The organism is Curtobacterium sp. HSID17257 (genome assembly GCF_003989515.1).
Classification (GTDB): Bacteria; Actinomycetota; Actinomycetes; order Actinomycetales; family Microbacteriaceae; genus Curtobacterium.
Genome location: NZ_RBLU01000066.1, coordinates 1 through 16,884, shown reverse-complemented (window position 1 = coordinate 16,884; position 16,884 = coordinate 1). Strand labels below are relative to the sequence as shown.

Sequence of the window (16,884 nt, the reverse complement as noted above, 5' to 3'; positions counted from 1 at the left end):
CCTCCGGGACCAGCTGACCGCCCGGGCGCTCCGGATCGTGGCGCACCGCACGCCCCGGAGCGCCGTCGGCCCGCTCGGTCCGGCGGTCGAGGTCCTGCCGGACGGCGTCCGCGTCGGCGACGAGGTCGTCCCCCACGCCGAGCTGCTCGCCGAGGGGCCGCTCGTCGCCCACGGCAGCCACGACGGCACCCCTCGGTCGCTCGCGTTCACGGTGCACGGGGCCCGGGTCGCGGTGCACCGGCCGACCGGCGAGGTCCGGGTGCTCCACAGCGTGCAGGCCGTCGACGCCGGCACCGTCCTCAACCCCGAGCAGCTGCGCGGGCAGGTCGAGGGCGGCGCCGCGCAGGCGATCGGGTCGACGCTGTACGAGGAGGTCGTGCTCGACGACACCGGCCGCGTGACCACCGACGCCTTCCGGTCGTACCGGGTGCCGAAGATCTCCGACGTGCCCCGCACCGAGGTCCGCTTCGCCGTCACGCACGACCCGCTCGGGCCGCTCGGCGCGAAGTCGATGAGCGAGGCCCCGTACAACCCCGTCGCGCCCGCCGTGGCGAACGCCGTCCGGGACGCGATCGGCGTCCGGCCGTACCGGCTGCCGATGACCCGCGACCGCGTCTGGGCGCTGCTGCAGGGCGCCGCGACCGACGCCGGAGGTGCGTGATGTTCGAACTGGCACCGCGCCTCCTGGCCGTCCTCGACACCGGCGCACCGGTCGTCGTCGCGACGGCGGTCTCGATGACGGGCAGCGCACCGAGCGGGGTCGGGACCTCGATGGCCGTGCTGCCGGGCGGACAGGTCGTCGGCACGATCTCGGGCGGCTGCGTCGAGGGCTCGCTGTTCCTCACCGCCGAGCGGGTGGCCGAGACCGGCGAGCCGGTGCTCGAGCGGTTCGGCTTCGACGACGACCCGGACGACCCCGACGCCGTGTGGGCGCCGGCGCTCCGGTGCGGCGGTCGCGTCGAGGTGCTCGTCCACCGGGTGACGGCGGACGACCTCCCGCTCGTGGGTGCCCTCCGTGACGCTGCGGCCGGCCTGCCGACGTCGCTCGCCCTGTCGCTGGAGCCGGGGACGCTGGGCGCCGTCGTCACCGCTCCGGGCGGCTGTCGCGACCGGGTCTTCGTCGAGCGCGGCGACCACCGTCCCCGCTGCATCGTCGTCGGTGCCGTCGAGACCGCCGTCGCGGTGACGAACGCCGCCGCCGTGCTCGGCTACGCGGTGACCGTGGTCGACCCCCGCCCGGTGTTCCTCACCGACGAGCGCTTCCCCGCTGCCGACCAGCGGATCGTGGGCTGGCCGACCAGGGTGCTCGAGGGCCTGCAGGTGGACGGGACGACCGCGGTGGTGGTGCTCGCGCACGACGACCGGTTCGACGCCGAGGTGATCGACCAGGCGCTCCGCCGCGGTGCCGGGTACGTCGGCGCGATGGGCTCCCGGTCGACCCACGAGCGACGAACGGAGGTCCTCCGCGCGATGGGCACGCCGGACCTCGACCGGCTCCGCTCCCCGATCGGGCTCGACATCGGTGCGCGGACCCCGGCCGAGGTGGCGCTGTCGATCGTGGCCGAGGTCGTCGCCGTGCGCCGCGGTGCTTCTGGAGGTGCGCTCACCGACGGATCCGGCCCGATCCACCGCGTCCCCGCGCGGGTCCCCTGACGCGAGGCATCGAGGGCATCGAGCGCGTCGTGTGTGTGCGCGTCGAACCACGCTCCCGACACGGAACCAGGGGCGGCGCCTGGTTCGACGTCGCATCAGGGGTTCGACGCGACCGGCCCGCGAGACGCCCCCACGCTCGCGGGACGCCGCCGGATGTGCCGGCGTCTCGGCGGAACCGAGGCGCTTCGGCACGACACCGGCGTGTCGGCACGACACCGGCGCCGCCGGCGCGTCCTCGCGCTCAGACGACGGACGGCGTCCGGGCGAGCCGCTCCCCGAGCCGGGCGGCGACCTCGCGCTCGTCGCCGGTGACGAGCCGGAAGTCACGGACGACCACGCGCCCACCGACCACCACGTGCCGCGGCCGTCGCCCCGGGGAGGCCCAGAGGAGTCCCGCGACCGGGTCCGCGACGCCGGCGTCGGCGACACCCGAGACGTCCCACACGCACAGGTCGCCTGCTGTCCCCTCGCCGAGGTGCCCGAGCTCCGGCCGGCCGAGACCCGCGGCCGACCCCTCCGTCATCATCCCGAGCACCTGACGCGCGGGCAGCTGCGGCCCGACGAGCGCGGACACCTGCATCGCCAGACGCCCGTCCGCCAGCAGGTGTCCGGCGTCGTTGCTGCCCCCACCGCTCGTGCCCAGACCGACCGGGATCCTGGCCGCCGCGAGCCTGCTCACCGGGGCGATCCCCCATCCCATCGGCACGTCGCACCCGGGTGCGTGCGTCGCAGTCACCCCCGCCGCTCCGAGCCGGGCGATCTCGTCGTCCGTCACGTCGCAGAGGTGCGCGATGGTGACGTCCGGCGCGAGCCAGCCCCACTCCTCGAGCAGGTCGAGCGGGCGTCGGCCGTACCGCTCGAGCGCGATGGCGGTGTCGACCTGCTCGTTCGCCTGGGTGCGACGACGGAGCCCGTGCCGCGCGGCGACCTCGCCGAGTGCCCGGAAGGTTGCCTCGCCGTCGGAGTGCACGCCGGCCGGCCCCACGGCGAGCTGGAGTCCGCCGTCCGGGTCGACCCCGCCCACCGCCCGTTCGTGCAGCAGTCCGGTGGCGATCGCGTCCGCCGACGCCGCGGCACGCTCCGGGTCGTCCCGCGCCGACCCGCGCACGAACACGAGCCGTCCACCGATTCCTCGCACGGCGTCGACGGTCGCCGCGGCGAGCGCCACGGTGTCGTCCGTCGTGGCGTCCGCGGGCCAGTTCAGGTGGTGGTCGGCGACGGTCGTGACGCCGGACAGGAGGCCCTCCGCCGCTCCGGCAGCCGCCGCCAGCCCGTAGAGCTCGGGATCGTGCCCCACCCGGCCGTACGCCGCCGCCATCGTCGGCAGCCAGTCGGCCATCGGCACGCCGCGGGTGCCGGGGAGGGTGCGGAAGGCGGTCTGCAGCAGGTGGTGGTGCGCGTTGACGAGGCCCGGCGTCACGACGCAGCCGGACGCGTCGAGCGTGGTGGCGAGGTCGCAGCCGTCGTCGAGGACGACGTCGCCCACCCGTTCGGTGCGGGGGTCGACGAGGACACGGCGGGCACCGGTGACGGTCAGCATGCGACGGATTCTGGCAGCCGCCTGTTTCCGGGGCGTGACGACGGCGCGCACGGCACACGGACCGCGTCCGTTCCGGTCGACCGCACCGCACGCTCCGGGAAACCCCGCGGTGACGCCCGCGAAACACGGGCACCCTAGGTTCGCCCCATGACGCAGACCCTGATCCGCGCCGGCTGGGTGCTCACCGCCGCACCGGACGACTCCTCGACGCCCGCGGCGATCCGCGACGGCGCCGTCCTGCTCGACGGGGAGCGCATCGCCGCCGTCGACACCTTCGCCGAGCTGTCCGCCGCACACCCCGACGCTCCGGTCCGCGGGGGTGCGTACGACATCGTCACGCCGGGCTTCGTGAACACGCACGGCCACTTCAGCGAAGGGCTCGTCACGGGCATCGGCTCGCAGTACACGCTGTGGGAGTGGCTCACCGCGCTGATCGGCCGCGTCAACCCCGTGATGACCCGCGAGAAGGCGTACGCCGGCACGGTGCTGCAGGGCATCCAGCTGCTGCGGAGCGGCGTCACGACCGCGAACGACATGTTCTGCGCGGACCCGATGCCCGACGAACCGGCCACACCCGGTGTAGTCCAGGCGCTCGAGGACCTCGGACTGCGCGGTGTCGTGTCCTTCGGGTCCGGCGACGTCGACCGTGACTTCGGCGCGTCGCCGATCCTCGAGGAGTTCGAGGCGCTCCGCGAGGCCGCCGACGCCAGCCGCTACAGCACGTTCCGGGTCGGCGTCTCGTCGATCGGCCGCTACACCGACGACACCTGGCAGGAGCACGTCGACTACGCGGTCGCCGGCGGCCACGGCGTGCACGTGCACTTCCACGAGGTGCGTGAGGAGGTCACGGCCGCGCGGCAGCGCACCGGGCGGACGGCGATCGGCCACGCCGAGGCGACGGGCATGTTCCAGGTCCCGGTGATCGCCGCGCACAGCGTCTGGGTCGATCGCGAGGACCGGGAGCGCTACGCCGCGAACGGCGTCGGGGTCGCCCACAACCCGGTCGCGAACGGCATCCTGGCGAGCGGCATCGCGCCGGTCGCCGAGCTCCGGGCGCTCGGTGTCCCGGTCGGCATCGGCGTCGACGGACCGGCGTCGAACGACTCGCAGGACTTCCTGCAGGCGATGAAGACCGCGGCCCTGCTCGCCCGTGTCCGTGACCTGCAGGCCACCGCCATGAGCGCCCGCGAAGCGTTCGAGATGGGCACGCTCGGCGGCGCCCGTGCTCTGCGGATGGAGCGGGAGATCGGGTCGCTCGAGCCGGGCAAGCGCGCGGACCTGGTGGTCTTCGACGGCGACTCCCCGACGCTGGCGAACGTGCACGACCCGTACCAGGCGGTCGTCTTCGTCGCGGGCAGCCGGGAGGTCCGCGACGTATGGGTCGACGGCGAGCGCAGCGTCGCCGACGGCGACGTCACGAAGGTCGACGTCCGCGAGGCGGTGGACCGCGCTCGCCCGCTCGCCCGGCAGCTGGTCGCCGAGGCGGGGCTGGAGCACCTGTCGGCGCTCACCGGAGGTGCGCTCGACGACACCGAGCGTCCCTAGCGGCGCCCACGGTCCGGGTCGGGGACGGACCGGACGGGAGGCGGTGCGCACGTCGTGTGCACCGCCTCCCGTCCGTGACAGCACCGGTCGACGGCCCGTCACAGTTCCAGCACCAGGCGCGGGCAGCCGCGCCGGGCGCGCGAGACGCACACCATCATCGACCGGTCGTCGGCCTGTTCCTCGGGGCTGAGCACGGTGTCCCGGTGCTCCACAGCTCCCTCGAGGACGGGTGTCTCGCAGGTGCCGCACGTGCCCTCGCGGCAGGAGGACAGGACGAAGGCGCCGGCTTCCTCGGCGACCTCGAGCAGCGTCCGGTCGGCCGGCACGGACACGGTGACGCCGGTGACGGCGAGCTCGACCTCGAACGGTTCCCCGGGGGCGTCGACGTCGGCGGCCGGTTCGAACCGCTCGACCCGGACGCTCCCCGCGGGCCAGTGCGCGGCGGCCGCCTCGACCGCGTCCATGAGTCCGCGCGGACCGCAGCAGTACACGACGGCGTCCCGCGGTTCGGCGAGGAGTCCGACGACGTGCAACCGCGGGTGCTCGTCCGCTGCGGCGACAGCGACCCGCTCGGGGTGCGCCGCGACGAGCTCGTCGACGAAGGCCATCCGGCTCCGGCTGCGGCCGGCGTAGTGGAGCTCCCAGGGCGTGCCGGCGCGCTCAGCGGCGTCGATCATCGCCACGAGCGGCGTGATCCCGATGCCGCCGGCGACGAACACCGCGGGCCTGGTCGGGTCGAAGCCGAAGTGGTTCCGCGGTCCGGCTACCACGACCTCGGCCCCCACGGTGAGTCCCTCGTGCACGGCGACCGATCCCCCGCGGCCCTCCGGCTCCCGGAGCACCGCGATGCGCCAGTGCCCCTCGGGCGTGGTCGTGACGAGCGAGTACTGGCGCTCCGTGCCCGAGACCACCTCGAGGTCGACGTGCGCCCCGGGCTCCCAGTCGGGCAGCGGTGCACCGTCGGCCGGTGCCAGGTCGAGCGCGACGACGTCGGTCGCGACCTCGCGGCGGGCGGCGACCCGCACACGGCGACGCTCCGGTGCGGCGGTCACGCGACGACTCCGGTGCTCGGGGCCGCGCCGGCGCGTGGGGTCTCCTTGACCACGATCATGTGGAACCGGCTGCCGTCGGCGCTGCACCAGCGGTGCCCGGTGCCGCCGCGGTAGTACGCCGAGTCGCCCGGGCCGAGCCGCAGGGGCTCCTGCCCGCGGAGGTCGAGCAGGACGTCACCCGCGAGCACGGTGAGGAACTCGTCCTCGCGGTGCTCGAACCAGTCGCCGAGGTCCGTGTTCTCACCAGTCCACTCGAGCGGCTCGAAGGCGTGCGGACCGGCGTGCACGAGGAGTCGGGCCTCGCCGCTCGAGAACGGCCCGCGCGCTCCCTCGCCCGCGCGGATGACCTCGGGGTCCCGCACGTCGTGGTCCGGTCGTTCCGGGGCGCCGGCGGCGAGGAGCTCGACCTGGGTGGTCCCGAGCGCGGCGGCGATCTTCTCGAGGGACACCATGCTCGCGCGGGAGTGTCCCCGTTCGACCTGGCTGAGGAACGGGTGCGAGAGCCCGGTCAGCTCGGCGACCTGCACGAGGGTGAGCCGTGCAGCGCGTCTGCGGGCGCGGATGTGCTCCCCGATCCGCTGGGTCTGGTCGTCGACGACGCGGTCGGTCTCGGTGGTGGTACCGGTGCTCACGCGCACTCCTCTCGGCCTGGTGGCGGCACTCCGGTGCGGTCGAGGGCGCGTCCGACGGGCCCCGGTCGGAACCGTCGTTCCGGCCGCCCGGTCCGACCGGGACGGGTGTCACACACGGCAACCGCCTCGAAACGAGAGGGAAACACTGCCGCCCTAGCATCGGAGATGTTGATGCGATCAACATTCTCACACACGATCGGGAGGCCCCGGATGGACCCCACAGCACCCCGCCAGGTCGGGCTCCTGCGGTCCGCACTGCTGCCGGACGGGCGCCTGGTCGACGTCGCGATCGACGACGAGACCGTGAGCCGGGTCGCCCCCGCCGGCTCCCTCACCGCCCCTGCCGGTCCCGTGCTCGACCTCGACGGACGCCTGCTGCTCACCGCCCCGGCCGAGCCGCACGCGCACCTCGACAAGGCGTTGAGCGCCGACGCGATCCGCCCGCCGCTCGGTGACCTCGGTGCTGCGATCGCCTCGTGGTCCGCGCACGCCACCACGATGACCGTCGAGGACGTCGCCGACCGGGCACGGACCGCCGCCCTGGCACTGCTCGCCGCCGGCACCACGTCCGTCCGCACCCACGTCGACGTGCTGAGCGGCCGCCGCACCGCCGCGGACGCACCCGCCTCCGTCGAGTCGGCCACCCGCGGCGCCCGCGCCCTCGTGCAGGTCCGCGACGAGCTCGCCGGCCTCATGGACATCGAGCTCGTCGCCCTCGCCGGGCCGCTCGCCCCCGACCACCACGTCGAGGCCGTCCTCGACTGCGGCGTCGACCTGGTCGGCGGAGCCCCACACCTCGCCGAGGACCCGCTCGCCGACGTCGACCGACTCCTCGCGATCGCCGAGCGGTACGGGGTCGGGGTGGACCTGCACACCGACGAGAGCCTCGACGGACCGGTCACCCTCGACCACTACGCCCGTGCCGTCCTGCGGATGACGCACGGCGAGCGCACCGGCCGGCAGTACTCCGCCGGGCACTGCGTCCGGCTCGGCACGCTCGGCCCGGAGCGCCTGGCCGAGGTCGTCGCCGACGTCGCCGCGGCCGACCTCGGCGTCATCGCGCTGCCGATCACCAACCTGTACCTGCAGGGGTGGCAGCACCCGGTGTCGACCCCGCGGGGACTCACCGCGATCCGCGCCCTGACCGAGGCCGGCGTGCGGGTCGCCGCGGGCGCGGACAACGTCCGCGACCCGTTCAACCCGGTCGGGCGGAGCGACGCCCTCGAGACGGCGAGCCTGCTCGTGTCGGCCGGCCACGTCACACCCGACCAGGCGTACGCGATGGTGAGCGACACCGCCCGGAGCGTGATGGGCCTCCCGACCGCCGGCCCCGTCCCCGGACGGCGGGCCGACCTGCTCGCGATCGCCGCGACGAGCGTCACCGACGCGGTGGCGAACGCTCCGGCCGACCGCATCGTCCTGTCCCGCGGGCGGCTCGTCGCACGCACCGAGGTCCGCACGACCGTCGCCCTCCCGGTGCCCGTCCGCGCGACCGCACCCGTCCCCGCCTGACCCACTCGCCCCACCACCGCGAACCCGTGACCCGAGAACCCGAGGTGCCCGTGACCACCACCGCCCCGCCGCCCGTCACCACGACGGACACGCTGCTCGACTTCCGGAACGTCGAGATGACCTTCCCGAACGGCACCATCGCCCTGCAGGGGGTCGACCTCACCGTCGACCGCGGGCAGTTCGTCTCCGTCGTCGGCCCCTCCGGCTGCGGCAAGTCGACCCTGCTGCGCATCGCCTCCGGCCTCGAGTCGGCGTCCGACGGGTCGGCAGACGTCGCCGCCGACCGCATCGGGTACGTGTTCCAGGACGCGACCCTGCTGCCGTGGCGCACCGTGCAGGGCAACGTCGAGCTGCTCGCCGAGCTCGGGCACGTGTCGAAGGCCGAACGAGCGGCGAAGGCTGCTCGCGCCATCGACCTGGTCGGGCTCGGCGGCTTCGAGACGAACCTGCCGAAGCAGCTCTCCGGCGGCATGCGGATGCGCGTCTCGCTCGCCCGCTCCCTGACGCTCGACCCCGAGCTGTTCCTGTTCGACGAGCCGTTCGGTGCCCTCGACGAGATCACCCGCGAGCGCCTCAACGACGAACTCCTGCGGCTCTTCGTCGAGCAGCAGTTCGCCGGGCTGTTCATCACCCACTCGGTGTCCGAGGCCGTGTACCTGTCCACCGAGGTCGTCGTCATGTCCGGTCGTCCGGGCAGCATCGTCGGCCGGTTCGAGGTGCCGTTCCCGATGCCGCGCGACCCCGACATCCGCTTCACCCCCGAGTTCGCCGAACTGGTCGGCGAGGTCTCGCACGCGCTCCGGGAAGGACACCGCTGATGGTCACCCTGCAGGAGGTCGCCGAGACCCGTGCCGTCCGAGCGGCAGCACGCCGCACCGCACCCCGCTCCCGTCGGAGCGTGTCGTGGTGGCAGCCCGTCGTCGTCCTCGTCGTGCTCGTCGGCATCTGGTACGCCGCGGCCGCCTACTACGACCACGTCCGTGGCCTCGCGTTCCTGGTGCCGTACCCGCACCTCGTCGCGAAGGCGATCGTCGCCCCGACGATGCCCGACGGCTCGCCCTCGACCTTCGGCACCGACCTGTGGTCAGCGCTCGGTCGCACCACCGTCGTGTCCCTCGTCGGCCTCGGGTTCGCGATCGTCATCGGTGTCGTCTGGGCGATGGCGATGGCGCAGGCGAAGTGGCTCGAGCGCTCGCTCTACCCGTACGCGGTGGTGCTGCAGTGCGTGCCGATCCTGGCGCTCGTGCCGCTCATCGGCGCCCTGTTCGGCTACGAGTTCGCCAGCCGGGTCATCGTCACCGTGATGATCGCCCTGTTCCCGATGGTGTCGAACACGCTCTTCGGCCTGCAGTCCGCCGACCGGGCACAGCGCGAGCTCTTCCGGCTGCAGCGGGCGAGCCGGTTCGCCCAGCTCGTCAAGCTGCAGTTCCCCGCGGCGCTGCCGTCGATCTTCGTCGGCCTGCGGACCTCGGCCGGCCTGAGCGTCATCGGCGCGATCGTCGGCGACCAGTTCTTCCAGCGCGGCAACCCCGGACTCGGCGTCCTCATCCAGGTGACCGCCTCGCGGCTGATGGGACCGGAGCTCTACGCGACGATCATCATCGCCTCGCTGTACGGCGTCGCCGTCTTCCTCGTGTTCGGACTCGTCGGCCGCCTCGCGGTCGGTCGCTGGCACGACTTCAGCTGATCCGCGTCGCGGCGGTCTCCCCCTGACCGCCGCGATGCGGGTCTCCCAGCTCTTCCTTCCTTCCTTCCCCTCACCCGACCCACAGCACCACGAGACCCGCACCACGAACGGAGCCTCCATGCGCACCACCACCCGATTCGGCGTCGCCACTGCAGCCCTCGCGGCGACCGCCCTCGCCCTGACCGGATGCGCCGCCGGCTCGTCCGCCGGCACCGCGGCGTCGAGCGCCAGCGCGAAGACCGCGACCGGTCCCGCGATCGACCTGTCGGGCGTCTGCCCCGCGACGGTCGTCGTCCAGACCGACTGGAACCCCGAGGGCGAGCACGGCCACCTGTACGAGATGCTCGGCCCGAACCCCTCGATCGACGCCTCGGGCAAGACCGTCACCGGTGACCTGTACGCCAACGGGAAGAGCACCGGCGTGCAGCTCGAGATCCGCGCCGGCGGCCCCGCGATCGGCTACACGAAGGTCGCATCGCAGATGTACCAGGACAAGGACATCACCCTCGGCTACATGTCCACCGACGAGCAGGTGCAGTTCTCCGGCAACCTGCCCACCACGGCCGTCTTCGCCGAGAACGACTCGTCCCCGATGTCGATCATGTGGGACCCGGGGACCTACCCCGAGGTCGACAGCATCGAGGACCTCGGCAAGGAGCTCGAGAAGAACGGCGGCGTCGTCCGCTACTTCAACGGTGCCGCGTACATGACGTACCTCGAGCAGTCAGGCATCCTGCCGAAGAAGGTGCTCGACGGCAGCTACGACGGCACCCCGTCGAAGTTCGTCTCCGCCGGCGGCAAGGACGCACAGCAGGGCTTCGCGACCGCCGAGCCGTACATCTACCAGAACCAGGTCGCCGCCTGGGGCAAGAAGGTCGCGTACAAGACCATCTCGAGCACCGGGTGGAACCCCTACCCCGAGGCAATGTCGGTCCGCACCGGCGACCTGTCGGAGCTCACGCCGTGCCTGAAGAAGCTCGTGCCCGTGATGCAGCAGGCCGACGTGGACTACCTGAAGGCACCGGAGGCCACGAACGACCTCATCACCCAGCTCGTGCAGCAGTACAACAACGGCTGGACGTACGACTCGAAGGTCGGGGCGTTCGCAGCGAAGCAGATGGTGGACCTCGGTCTCGCGAAGGACACCGACGGCTACATCGGCTCGATGGACGAGCAGCGCATGCAGGACTTCATCGACAAGGCGAAGCCCGTCTTCGCCGGCACCGGTGACGTGAAGAGCGACCTCGCACCGTCCGACCTGTACACGAACGAGTTCCTCGACAAGTCCATCGGCCTGGGCAACTGACACCGGGTCGGCCGCACGTCCGTCGTGTCGGCCGACCACCCACCGGACGGGAGGCGCGGCACACGTCGTGTGTCGTCCCTCCCGTCCGTCGTCTCCCGCACCACCCACCCCACAGGAGTGAGCATGACCACCGTCACCCCCGCCTCCACCACCGTCGTCTCCGCCGAGGCGCTCGCGGCGCTCCACGCCGACCTCGTCGACCTGCTCGGTGAGCGCGGCGTCAGCGCCGACGAGCGCACCCGAGCCCGCGCCTCCGTCGACGAGGCGACCATGAGCCCCGTCCTCAGCGCGCAGCTGCCGCTGGGACTCGCCGACCTCGTCGCGTACCCGGCGTCCGCGGAGCTCGTCGCCGCCACGCTGGCGGCGGCCGTCCGACACGGTGTCCCGGTCACCACCCGCGGCAAGGGCACCGGCAACTACGGCCAGGGCATCCCGCTGCACGGCGGACTCGTCCTCGACACCTCCCGGGCGCGGGCCGTCGTCGAGGTCGGCGACGGGTGGATCACCGCCGAGGCCGGCGCCTCGATGGTGGCCCTCGAGCAGGCCGCGGCTGCCGCCGGGCAACAGCTCTGGATGTACCCGTCGACCGCGCAGTCCACCATCGGCGGGTTCCTGTCCGGTGGCTCCGGCGGCACCGGCTCGATCGCGCACGGCTCGAACTGGCAGGGGTTCGTCACCGCGCTCGACGTCGCACTGCCCGGCTCGGACGAGCTGCTGCACGTCGAGGGTGACGAGGCGCAGCCGTTCGTGCACACCTACGGCACGGCGGGTGTGATCGCCCGGGCGACCGTCCGGCTCGAGCCGCTGCAGGAGTGGCGCGCAGTGTACGCCTCGTTCCCGACGTTCGAGGACGCGCTCGTCGCGGTGCGGACCCTGCGCGGGCTCGACCCGGTGCCGCGGCTCGTCAGCGCCGACCGGCCGGAGGTCGCGGCCACGCTGCCCTCGGACACGGCGATCCCGGACGACCGGGCGAGCCTGCGCGCGATCATCGACGACGTCGTGCTCGACGAGGCCCGCGCCCTGGTCGAGCAGGCCGGCGGCACCGTGTCCGACGTCCGTGAAGGCCTGCAGCAGACCACCAAGGTGTCGATGCTGTCGTACAACCACCCGATCTGGTGGCTCAAGCGGAACACCCCCGACACCGAGTACTTCCACGTCGAGGTCGGTGGCGAGGCGCTGATCGACCGGATCGCCGAGGTCGAGGCCGTGTACCCGGGCGGGATGCTGCACGTCGAGGCGGCACACGTCGGCCCGATCGGCATGCTCACCGCGCCGTACACCGGGGCCGAGGACGTCTACGCCGGGTACCCGGTGCTCCGTGACCTGGGCGTCCGGGTGCACAGTCCGCACCAGTACTACGTCGACCACGGGGTCGAGGAGCTCGTGGCCCTCAAGCGGCGTACCGACCCGGACGGGCTGCTCAACCCCGGGCACGTCATCGATCCGTCGCTCGTGGTGAGTGGTGGCTCGACCGCGTCCGCGCAGCCCGTCGTGCCGGGGTTCGGCAAGTGAGCGACGCGGTGCGCTCGCGTCGGCTGGCGGAGCTGTCGGGACCGGCGGTCGCCGCCGGCTTCGGACCGGACACGATCGTCGTGCAGCCGACCGGGGCCGTCGAGCACCACGGACCGCACCTGCCGCTCGTCACCGACTTCCTGCTCGCCGACCACATCGGTGGCGCGGCCGTCGAGCGTGCCGCTGCCGAGGGCCTCGACGTCTGGCAGTTGCCCACGCTGGCGTTCACGAAGTCCGACGAGCACAGCTGGGCACCGGGCACCGTGTGGCTCGACGAGTCGACGATGTTCGACACCGCGGTGCAGATCGGTCGGGCCGTCGCGCTGACGGGTGCCGGGTCGCTGGTCTTCGCGAACGGGCACGGCGGGAACGTCGCCCTGCTGCAGGTCGCGCTGCGCGAGATCCGGAAGCGGTACGGGCTGAAGACGTTCCTCATGCCGACCCTGGCGCGGATGCCCGGCCCCTCGGGCGAGGACGCCGACGAGCGCGGGCTCGGGATCCACGGCGGAGCGGCGGAGACGTCGATGATCCTGCACCTGCGTCCCGACCTGGTGGACATGTCGCTCGCGGAGCGGTGGGTACCGGACCACCTGGCGGAGTTCTCACGGATCCGGTTCAACGGCGGTCCGGTGTCCTTCGGGTGGCTGTCGAACGACTTCGGCACGCCGGGGGTCGTCGGGGATGCGAGCCGGGCGACCGCGGCCTACGGGCGGGCGCTGTGGGACCTGTCGCTCGACGAGGCCGTGGCGTCCCTGCACGAGATCGCCCGGTTCGACCCGGCGGTCGCGAAGCCGTCGGTCGGTGCCGCCGGCGCGGGCGCCGTGCGTGCCTCTGGTGCTGGTACTGCCGGTCCGCTCGCGCCGGACGTGGTGGCGGTGCCGTGACCGTGCTGCCGGGGCAGGCGGCGGCTGCGGCCGACGACGCTGCCGCTGCCCCGGCGGACCCGCTCGTCCTGGCGGCGTCGTGGCTGCCGTCCGCGGAGGACGTCCCCGGTCCGACGATGACCCTGTCCACGGTCGGCCTCGACGGCTACCCGTCCGCTCGGACCGTGCTGCTGTCACGCTTCGACGGGCACCGACTGCACTTCCACACCGACCGCCGGAGTCGCAAGGCCGCCGAGCTCGCCGCACTCCCCCGTGCCGCCGTCACCCTCGTCTGGCCCGAGGCCGCCCGGCAGCTCGTGGTCGTCGGGGACGTCGCACCCGTCACCGACGCCGAGGCCCGTGCCGCCTACGTCGCCCGGACCCGGTACCTGCAGGTGCTCGCGTGGGTGAACGACCACGAGGCCGCGGCCGACACCCCCGCGCGCCGACGGGAGCTCTGGGCGGCGTTCGAGCACGAGCGTGTCGGCGCGGACCTCGAGCCGCCGGCCACCTGGGCGGGCTACGCGGTCACGCCGGTTCGGATGCTCTTCTGGCGGGGCGCGACCGACGCCGCGAGCAACCGGCTCGCGTACGAGCGCCACGACGACGGCTCCTGGTCGCAGGAGTCGTGGCCGGGCTGATCAGCCAGCGGCACCCGGCATCACCGGATCAGGCTGAGCGGACGATCTCCACCTGACGGGCCGGCAGGGCGTTCTTCGATGCTGACGCCAAGCGCGCCGGCAACACCACACCAGCGGTCCGCGCCACGAGGTAGTCGACGAAGACACCGACGGAACTGTCGGCGCTCGGCTGATCATCCTCGCGGCGCATGTCATCGGCGCCTCGGACGTCAAGCGCGCCGTCGACATCCATGACAGACACTTGCCGGACCCCGTCGCGCGTCTTGACGAAGACGTTGGCGAACCCGCCCACTGCCTCGATGCGACGGAGGAGCACCGGAAGCCGTTCGTCCTCGAGTGCGACCACCACCGGCGATCGTCCCTCGACGTCGACGACCTCGAGTTCGATCTCCGCGAAGCGGCCGACCGCCAGAGAACGATCGACTTCCTGACGAAACGCGTCGAGTTCATGCATCGTGCTCGCGCCTGCCCTTCATGTCCCGGATTGTAACGGCGTACTCGAAGACGCGGTCCGACGCCTGCTCGAAGAACCTGTGGACGTCATCGACGCAGTGCAGCGGCGCGATCGACGAGACCGAGCCGTTCGTGTGGTGGAGGTGGACATGTCCGTGACAACAGTCCGCCCGGGCCCGTTCGACCCACTGCCCGTCGAGATCGACCGCGAGCACCAAGATCGCGAAGTCGACGAGCTTGCCGTTACACCGGAACAATCGATGGTCGATCCGGATCGTGTCAGCATCATCCACACTCTGGAACCAGGAACGCTCGGAGCAGTGGTCACGATCGGGCGGGCGGTACTGGCCGCGATCCTGGTGGTCGAGACCCGCCGACATCTCCTCGTGAGCGCGACGTTGGTCCCGTCGTGCTCGCTGCGTGCGCCGGATCATGCCGGAACGATAACGGCGGCTCGAGCAGACTGGCCAGGAGTCTGTATGCACGCACGGTGCTGCACGGCACGGCACGGCACAGCACGGCACAGCACGCGAATCGACGTCAGCGCAGCGTGATCTCCTGGATCGTCGCTGTCACCGTCGAGGGGTCGTCGGCCGAGGTCTGCACCGAGCACGACCACGCGACCCGCTCCGTCGCCGTCCCACGCTCCTCGCGCTGCACGGACGACTCGCCCGTCACGGAGGCCGACGCCGCCCCGCTCGGTCCGCCCGCACCCTGCTCGACGCCCGTCGAGCGGGTGTCGACGACCTTCCACGGGGTCATCCCGTACTCGTCCCGCCACCACGCGACGATCGTCGGCCCCACCTTCGTCTCGCACGCCGCCCGCGCGACCCCGTCGAACGCGGTCTGCTGCCGCGTGCACCCGGTGAGCGCGACGAGGACCACCACGACGGCCGTGGCCGCGACGGTCCGACTCCTCATGCCCTCATCGTGCCGGACGCCGCGCCGGCCGTACAGCCCGGGGACGACGGAGCGCGCGTCGCGGCCCGCGGCCCGCGGCCCGCGGCCCGCGGCCCGCGGCCCGCGGCGTCGAGCGTCGGGCGTCGAGCGTCGAGCGTCAGGCGTCAGGCGTCAGGCGTCAGGCGTCAGGCGTCAGGCGTCGAACCACGTTCCCGACGTCGAACCACGTTGGACACCTGGTTCGACGTCGGAACCGTGGTTCGACCCGCACACGGAGCCGCACGCCGACGCCCCGCCGAGCGACGACCCGCACGTCCCGCCCTACGCCCCGCCGAGCGCCCGCGTCGCGAGGTGCAGCGCGAGCCGGGTCTCCGGGTCGCCGAGGTCCACACCGAGCAACCGCTGCACCCGGTCGATCCGATCCGCCACGGTGTTCCGGTGCACCCCGAGCACCGCTGCCGTCTCCGCCACCGAGGACTCCGCGTCGAGGTACGCCGCCAGGGTCGAGCGCAGCGCACCGCCCCCGCGCTCCAGCGGCGCGAGGAGCTGCTCCGCCGCCGGCAGGAACGTGTCCGTCTGCGTCCACGCGAGCAGCAGTTGCGCGAGCCCGAGCCGGTCGACGTGCACGAAGAAGCCGGACTCCGGTCGCGCAGCAGCCAGGCGGACCGCGTCACCCGCCTCGCCGAGCGTCCGCACGAGTCCCGCCGGACCGGCGTGCACGCTGCCGACACCGACGTTCGTGTCGACCGCGGAGCGCAGGGCGTTCTGCGCCGCACGCACCGAGGCGGCGACCGCGGCGACCGCGGCACGGTCGGGTTCGTCGACGGTCGAGGACCAGAGCGCCCACCCGTCGGTCTGCTCCACCACCACGACGTCGAGCCCGTGCCCGTCGAAGGTCGTCTCGACCTCGCGCCGCAGCGCCACGGCGTCGACCAGTCCCCGTGCGACGAGCCGGACGCCGACGTGCCACGCGTCCAGCTCCCACCCCGCGGCGATGGTCCGCTGCACCAGGGGCGGCGCGGGCGCTCCGTCAGCGGCGCGGAGGTCGTCGAGCATCGCCATCCGGTACCGGGCGTCGCGCTCGTCGTCGAGCCGGGTGAGCACGAGCCGGTGCCCGGCCGCGACCGCCGCCACCCGGAGCGCCGTCGCGAGCACCGCCCGCTCGGCGCGCAGCGGCGTCGTGGTCCCGACCGCCAGCCAGGCCCGCGGCCCGATGCCGGTCGGCACGGGCACGGCCACGACAGTCTCCCGGTCGTCGCTCGCCCAGACCGGTTCGCTCGTCCCGACCGTGCGGGCGAGCAGCGCCGCGGTCGCCGGTGCGACGCCGGCACCACGAAGCGGGCGACCCGACGCGTCGAGGAACCGGACCGCGTGTCCGAGCTCGGTCTCGAGCCGCACGAAGAGCTCGTCGAGCGCGGGTCCGGCGTCGAGCCCGATGCGTGCCGCGGCGACGGCGGCACGAGCAGCGGGCGCGTCGCCCGACCCGATGAGCTCGTGGACCCGGACCGAGGCGGCCCACGGGTCCGGGGTCGCGACCACCGCGACGCCGAGCCGCTCGGCGAGCGCCGCGGTCCCGGCTCCCGGGAGG

The 16,884-nt window shown here is 73.3% G+C and carries 17 protein-coding genes; 10 read left to right on the top strand and 7 right to left on the bottom strand.

Features of this window, described 5'->3' with window-relative positions:
* Together D8M35_RS11025 and D8M35_RS11020 are read left to right on the top strand one after the other, a co-directional pair.
* On the top strand, window positions 1–661 hold a 661-nt coding region (locus D8M35_RS11025; protein WP_148113359.1), incomplete at its 5' end, for a xanthine dehydrogenase family protein molybdopterin-binding subunit.
* Window positions 661–1,653 carry an XdhC family protein gene (locus D8M35_RS11020; protein WP_126891900.1) on the top strand — a complete coding sequence of 331 codons (993 nt, stop codon included), beginning with the start codon at window positions 661–663 and terminating at the stop codon, window positions 1,651–1,653. The genes D8M35_RS11025 and D8M35_RS11020, both read left to right, overlap by 1 nt.
* Window positions 1,654–1,894: 241 nt before the next feature.
* On the opposite strand, the gene D8M35_RS11015 is transcribed toward D8M35_RS11020, so the two are convergent.
* Window positions 1,895–3,193 carry an amidohydrolase family protein gene (locus D8M35_RS11015; protein ID WP_126891899.1) on the bottom strand — a complete coding sequence of 433 codons (1,299 nt, stop codon included), beginning with the start codon at window positions 3,191–3,193 and terminating at the stop codon, window positions 1,895–1,897.
* A gap of 147 nt (window positions 3,194–3,340) precedes the next feature.
* On the opposite strand from D8M35_RS11015, the gene D8M35_RS11010 reads away from it, so the two are divergent.
* Window positions 3,341–4,738, top strand: a complete 1,398-nt coding sequence (locus D8M35_RS11010) for an amidohydrolase family protein (protein ID WP_126891898.1) — start codon at window positions 3,341–3,343, stop codon at window positions 4,736–4,738.
* Window positions 4,739–4,836: 98 nt separating this feature from the next.
* On the opposite strand, the gene D8M35_RS11005 is transcribed toward D8M35_RS11010, so the two are convergent.
* Both D8M35_RS11005 and D8M35_RS11000 read right to left on the bottom strand, forming a co-directional pair.
* Complete coding sequence (locus tag D8M35_RS11005) at window positions 4,837–5,790, bottom strand: PDR/VanB family oxidoreductase (protein WP_126891897.1); 954 nt, start codon at window positions 5,788–5,790, stop codon at window positions 4,837–4,839.
* Window positions 5,787–6,422 (bottom strand): helix-turn-helix domain-containing protein, encoded by a 636-nt coding sequence (locus D8M35_RS11000; protein ID WP_174234738.1) that lies wholly within the window; start codon window positions 6,420–6,422, stop codon window positions 5,787–5,789. The genes D8M35_RS11005 and D8M35_RS11000 overlap by 4 nt, the downstream gene beginning before the upstream one ends.
* A gap of 210 nt (window positions 6,423–6,632) precedes the next feature.
* Here D8M35_RS11000 and D8M35_RS10995 point away from each other — a divergent pair, with 210 nt between their 5' ends.
* The 7 genes from D8M35_RS10995 to D8M35_RS10965 all read left to right on the top strand — a co-directional run bounded on the left by D8M35_RS10995 (window position 6,633) and on the right by D8M35_RS10965 (window position 13,943).
* On the top strand, window positions 6,633–7,934 hold the full coding sequence (locus tag D8M35_RS10995) for an amidohydrolase family protein (RefSeq protein ID WP_126891895.1): 1,302 nt from the start codon (window positions 6,633–6,635) through the stop codon (window positions 7,932–7,934).
* Window positions 7,935–7,960: 26 nt separating this feature from the next.
* Window positions 7,961–8,752, top strand: coding sequence for an ABC transporter ATP-binding protein (locus D8M35_RS10990; RefSeq protein WP_238638194.1), 792 nt, complete (start codon window positions 7,961–7,963; stop codon window positions 8,750–8,752).
* On the top strand, window positions 8,752–9,621 hold the full coding sequence (locus tag D8M35_RS10985) for an ABC transporter permease (RefSeq protein WP_126891894.1): 870 nt from the start codon (window positions 8,752–8,754) through the stop codon (window positions 9,619–9,621). The genes D8M35_RS10990 and D8M35_RS10985 overlap by 1 nt, the downstream gene beginning before the upstream one ends.
* Before the next feature lie 118 nt (window positions 9,622–9,739).
* A complete protein-coding gene (locus tag D8M35_RS10980) occupies window positions 9,740–10,927 on the top strand; it encodes an ABC transporter substrate-binding protein (protein ID WP_126891893.1) in 1,188 nt (395 codons plus the stop codon).
* A 123-nt stretch (window positions 10,928–11,050) separates the two neighbouring features.
* Complete coding sequence (locus D8M35_RS10975; RefSeq protein WP_126891892.1) at window positions 11,051–12,439, top strand: FAD-binding oxidoreductase; 1,389 nt, start codon at window positions 11,051–11,053, stop codon at window positions 12,437–12,439.
* Window positions 12,436–13,323: a creatininase family protein gene (locus D8M35_RS10970; protein WP_202976549.1), complete on the top strand. Its 888-nt coding sequence runs from the start codon at window positions 12,436–12,438 to the stop codon at window positions 13,321–13,323. Before D8M35_RS10975 ends, D8M35_RS10970 begins: the two co-directional genes overlap by 4 nt.
* Window positions 13,320–13,943, top strand: coding sequence for a pyridoxal 5'-phosphate synthase (locus D8M35_RS10965; RefSeq protein ID WP_126891891.1), 624 nt, complete (start codon window positions 13,320–13,322; stop codon window positions 13,941–13,943). The genes D8M35_RS10970 and D8M35_RS10965 overlap by 4 nt, the downstream gene beginning before the upstream one ends.
* 28 nt (window positions 13,944–13,971) lie before the next feature.
* Here D8M35_RS10965 and D8M35_RS10960 read toward each other — a convergent pair whose 3' ends face one another.
* The 4 genes from D8M35_RS10960 to D8M35_RS10945 form a co-directional block, all read right to left on the bottom strand.
* Window positions 13,972–14,397 carry a hypothetical protein gene (locus tag D8M35_RS10960; protein WP_126891890.1) on the bottom strand — a complete coding sequence of 142 codons (426 nt, stop codon included), beginning with the start codon at window positions 14,395–14,397 and terminating at the stop codon, window positions 13,972–13,974.
* Window positions 14,390–14,830, bottom strand: a complete 441-nt coding sequence (locus tag D8M35_RS10955; RefSeq protein ID WP_126891889.1) for a hypothetical protein — start codon at window positions 14,828–14,830, stop codon at window positions 14,390–14,392. Before D8M35_RS10955 ends, D8M35_RS10960 begins: the two co-directional genes overlap by 8 nt.
* Before the next feature lie 106 nt (window positions 14,831–14,936).
* Window positions 14,937–15,317: a hypothetical protein gene (locus D8M35_RS10950; protein ID WP_126891888.1), complete on the bottom strand. Its 381-nt coding sequence runs from the start codon at window positions 15,315–15,317 to the stop codon at window positions 14,937–14,939.
* Between the two features lie 300 nt (window positions 15,318–15,617).
* Window positions 15,618–16,884, bottom strand: a 1,267-nt coding sequence (locus D8M35_RS10945) for a CdaR family transcriptional regulator (RefSeq protein ID WP_148113358.1), incomplete at its 5' end; no start/stop codon positions are given.

What these genes read in the sequence shown, in the direction of transcription:
- D8M35_RS11020 (WP_126891900.1), top strand. Translation starts at nt 661, where the DNA reads ATGTTCGAACTGGCACCGCGCCTCCTGGCCGTCCTCGACACCGGCGCA.
- D8M35_RS11015 (WP_126891899.1), bottom strand. Translation starts at nt 3,193, where the DNA reads ATGCTGACCGTCACCGGTGCCCGCCGTGTCCTCGTCGACCCCCGCACC.
- D8M35_RS11010 (WP_126891898.1), top strand. Translation starts at nt 3,341, where the DNA reads ATGACGCAGACCCTGATCCGCGCCGGCTGGGTGCTCACCGCCGCACCG.
- D8M35_RS10995 (WP_126891895.1), top strand. Translation starts at nt 6,633, where the DNA reads ATGGACCCCACAGCACCCCGCCAGGTCGGGCTCCTGCGGTCCGCACTG.
- D8M35_RS10985 (WP_126891894.1), top strand. Translation starts at nt 8,752, where the DNA reads ATGGTCACCCTGCAGGAGGTCGCCGAGACCCGTGCCGTCCGAGCGGCA.
- D8M35_RS10980 (WP_126891893.1), top strand. Translation starts at nt 9,740, where the DNA reads ATGCGCACCACCACCCGATTCGGCGTCGCCACTGCAGCCCTCGCGGCG.
- D8M35_RS10975 (WP_126891892.1), top strand. Translation starts at nt 11,051, where the DNA reads ATGACCACCGTCACCCCCGCCTCCACCACCGTCGTCTCCGCCGAGGCG.
- D8M35_RS10960 (WP_126891890.1), bottom strand. Translation starts at nt 14,397, where the DNA reads ATGCATGAACTCGACGCGTTTCGTCAGGAAGTCGATCGTTCTCTGGCG.
- D8M35_RS10955 (WP_126891889.1), bottom strand. Translation starts at nt 14,830, where the DNA reads ATGATCCGGCGCACGCAGCGAGCACGACGGGACCAACGTCGCGCTCAC.
- D8M35_RS10950 (WP_126891888.1), bottom strand. Translation starts at nt 15,317, where the DNA reads ATGAGGAGTCGGACCGTCGCGGCCACGGCCGTCGTGGTGGTCCTCGTC.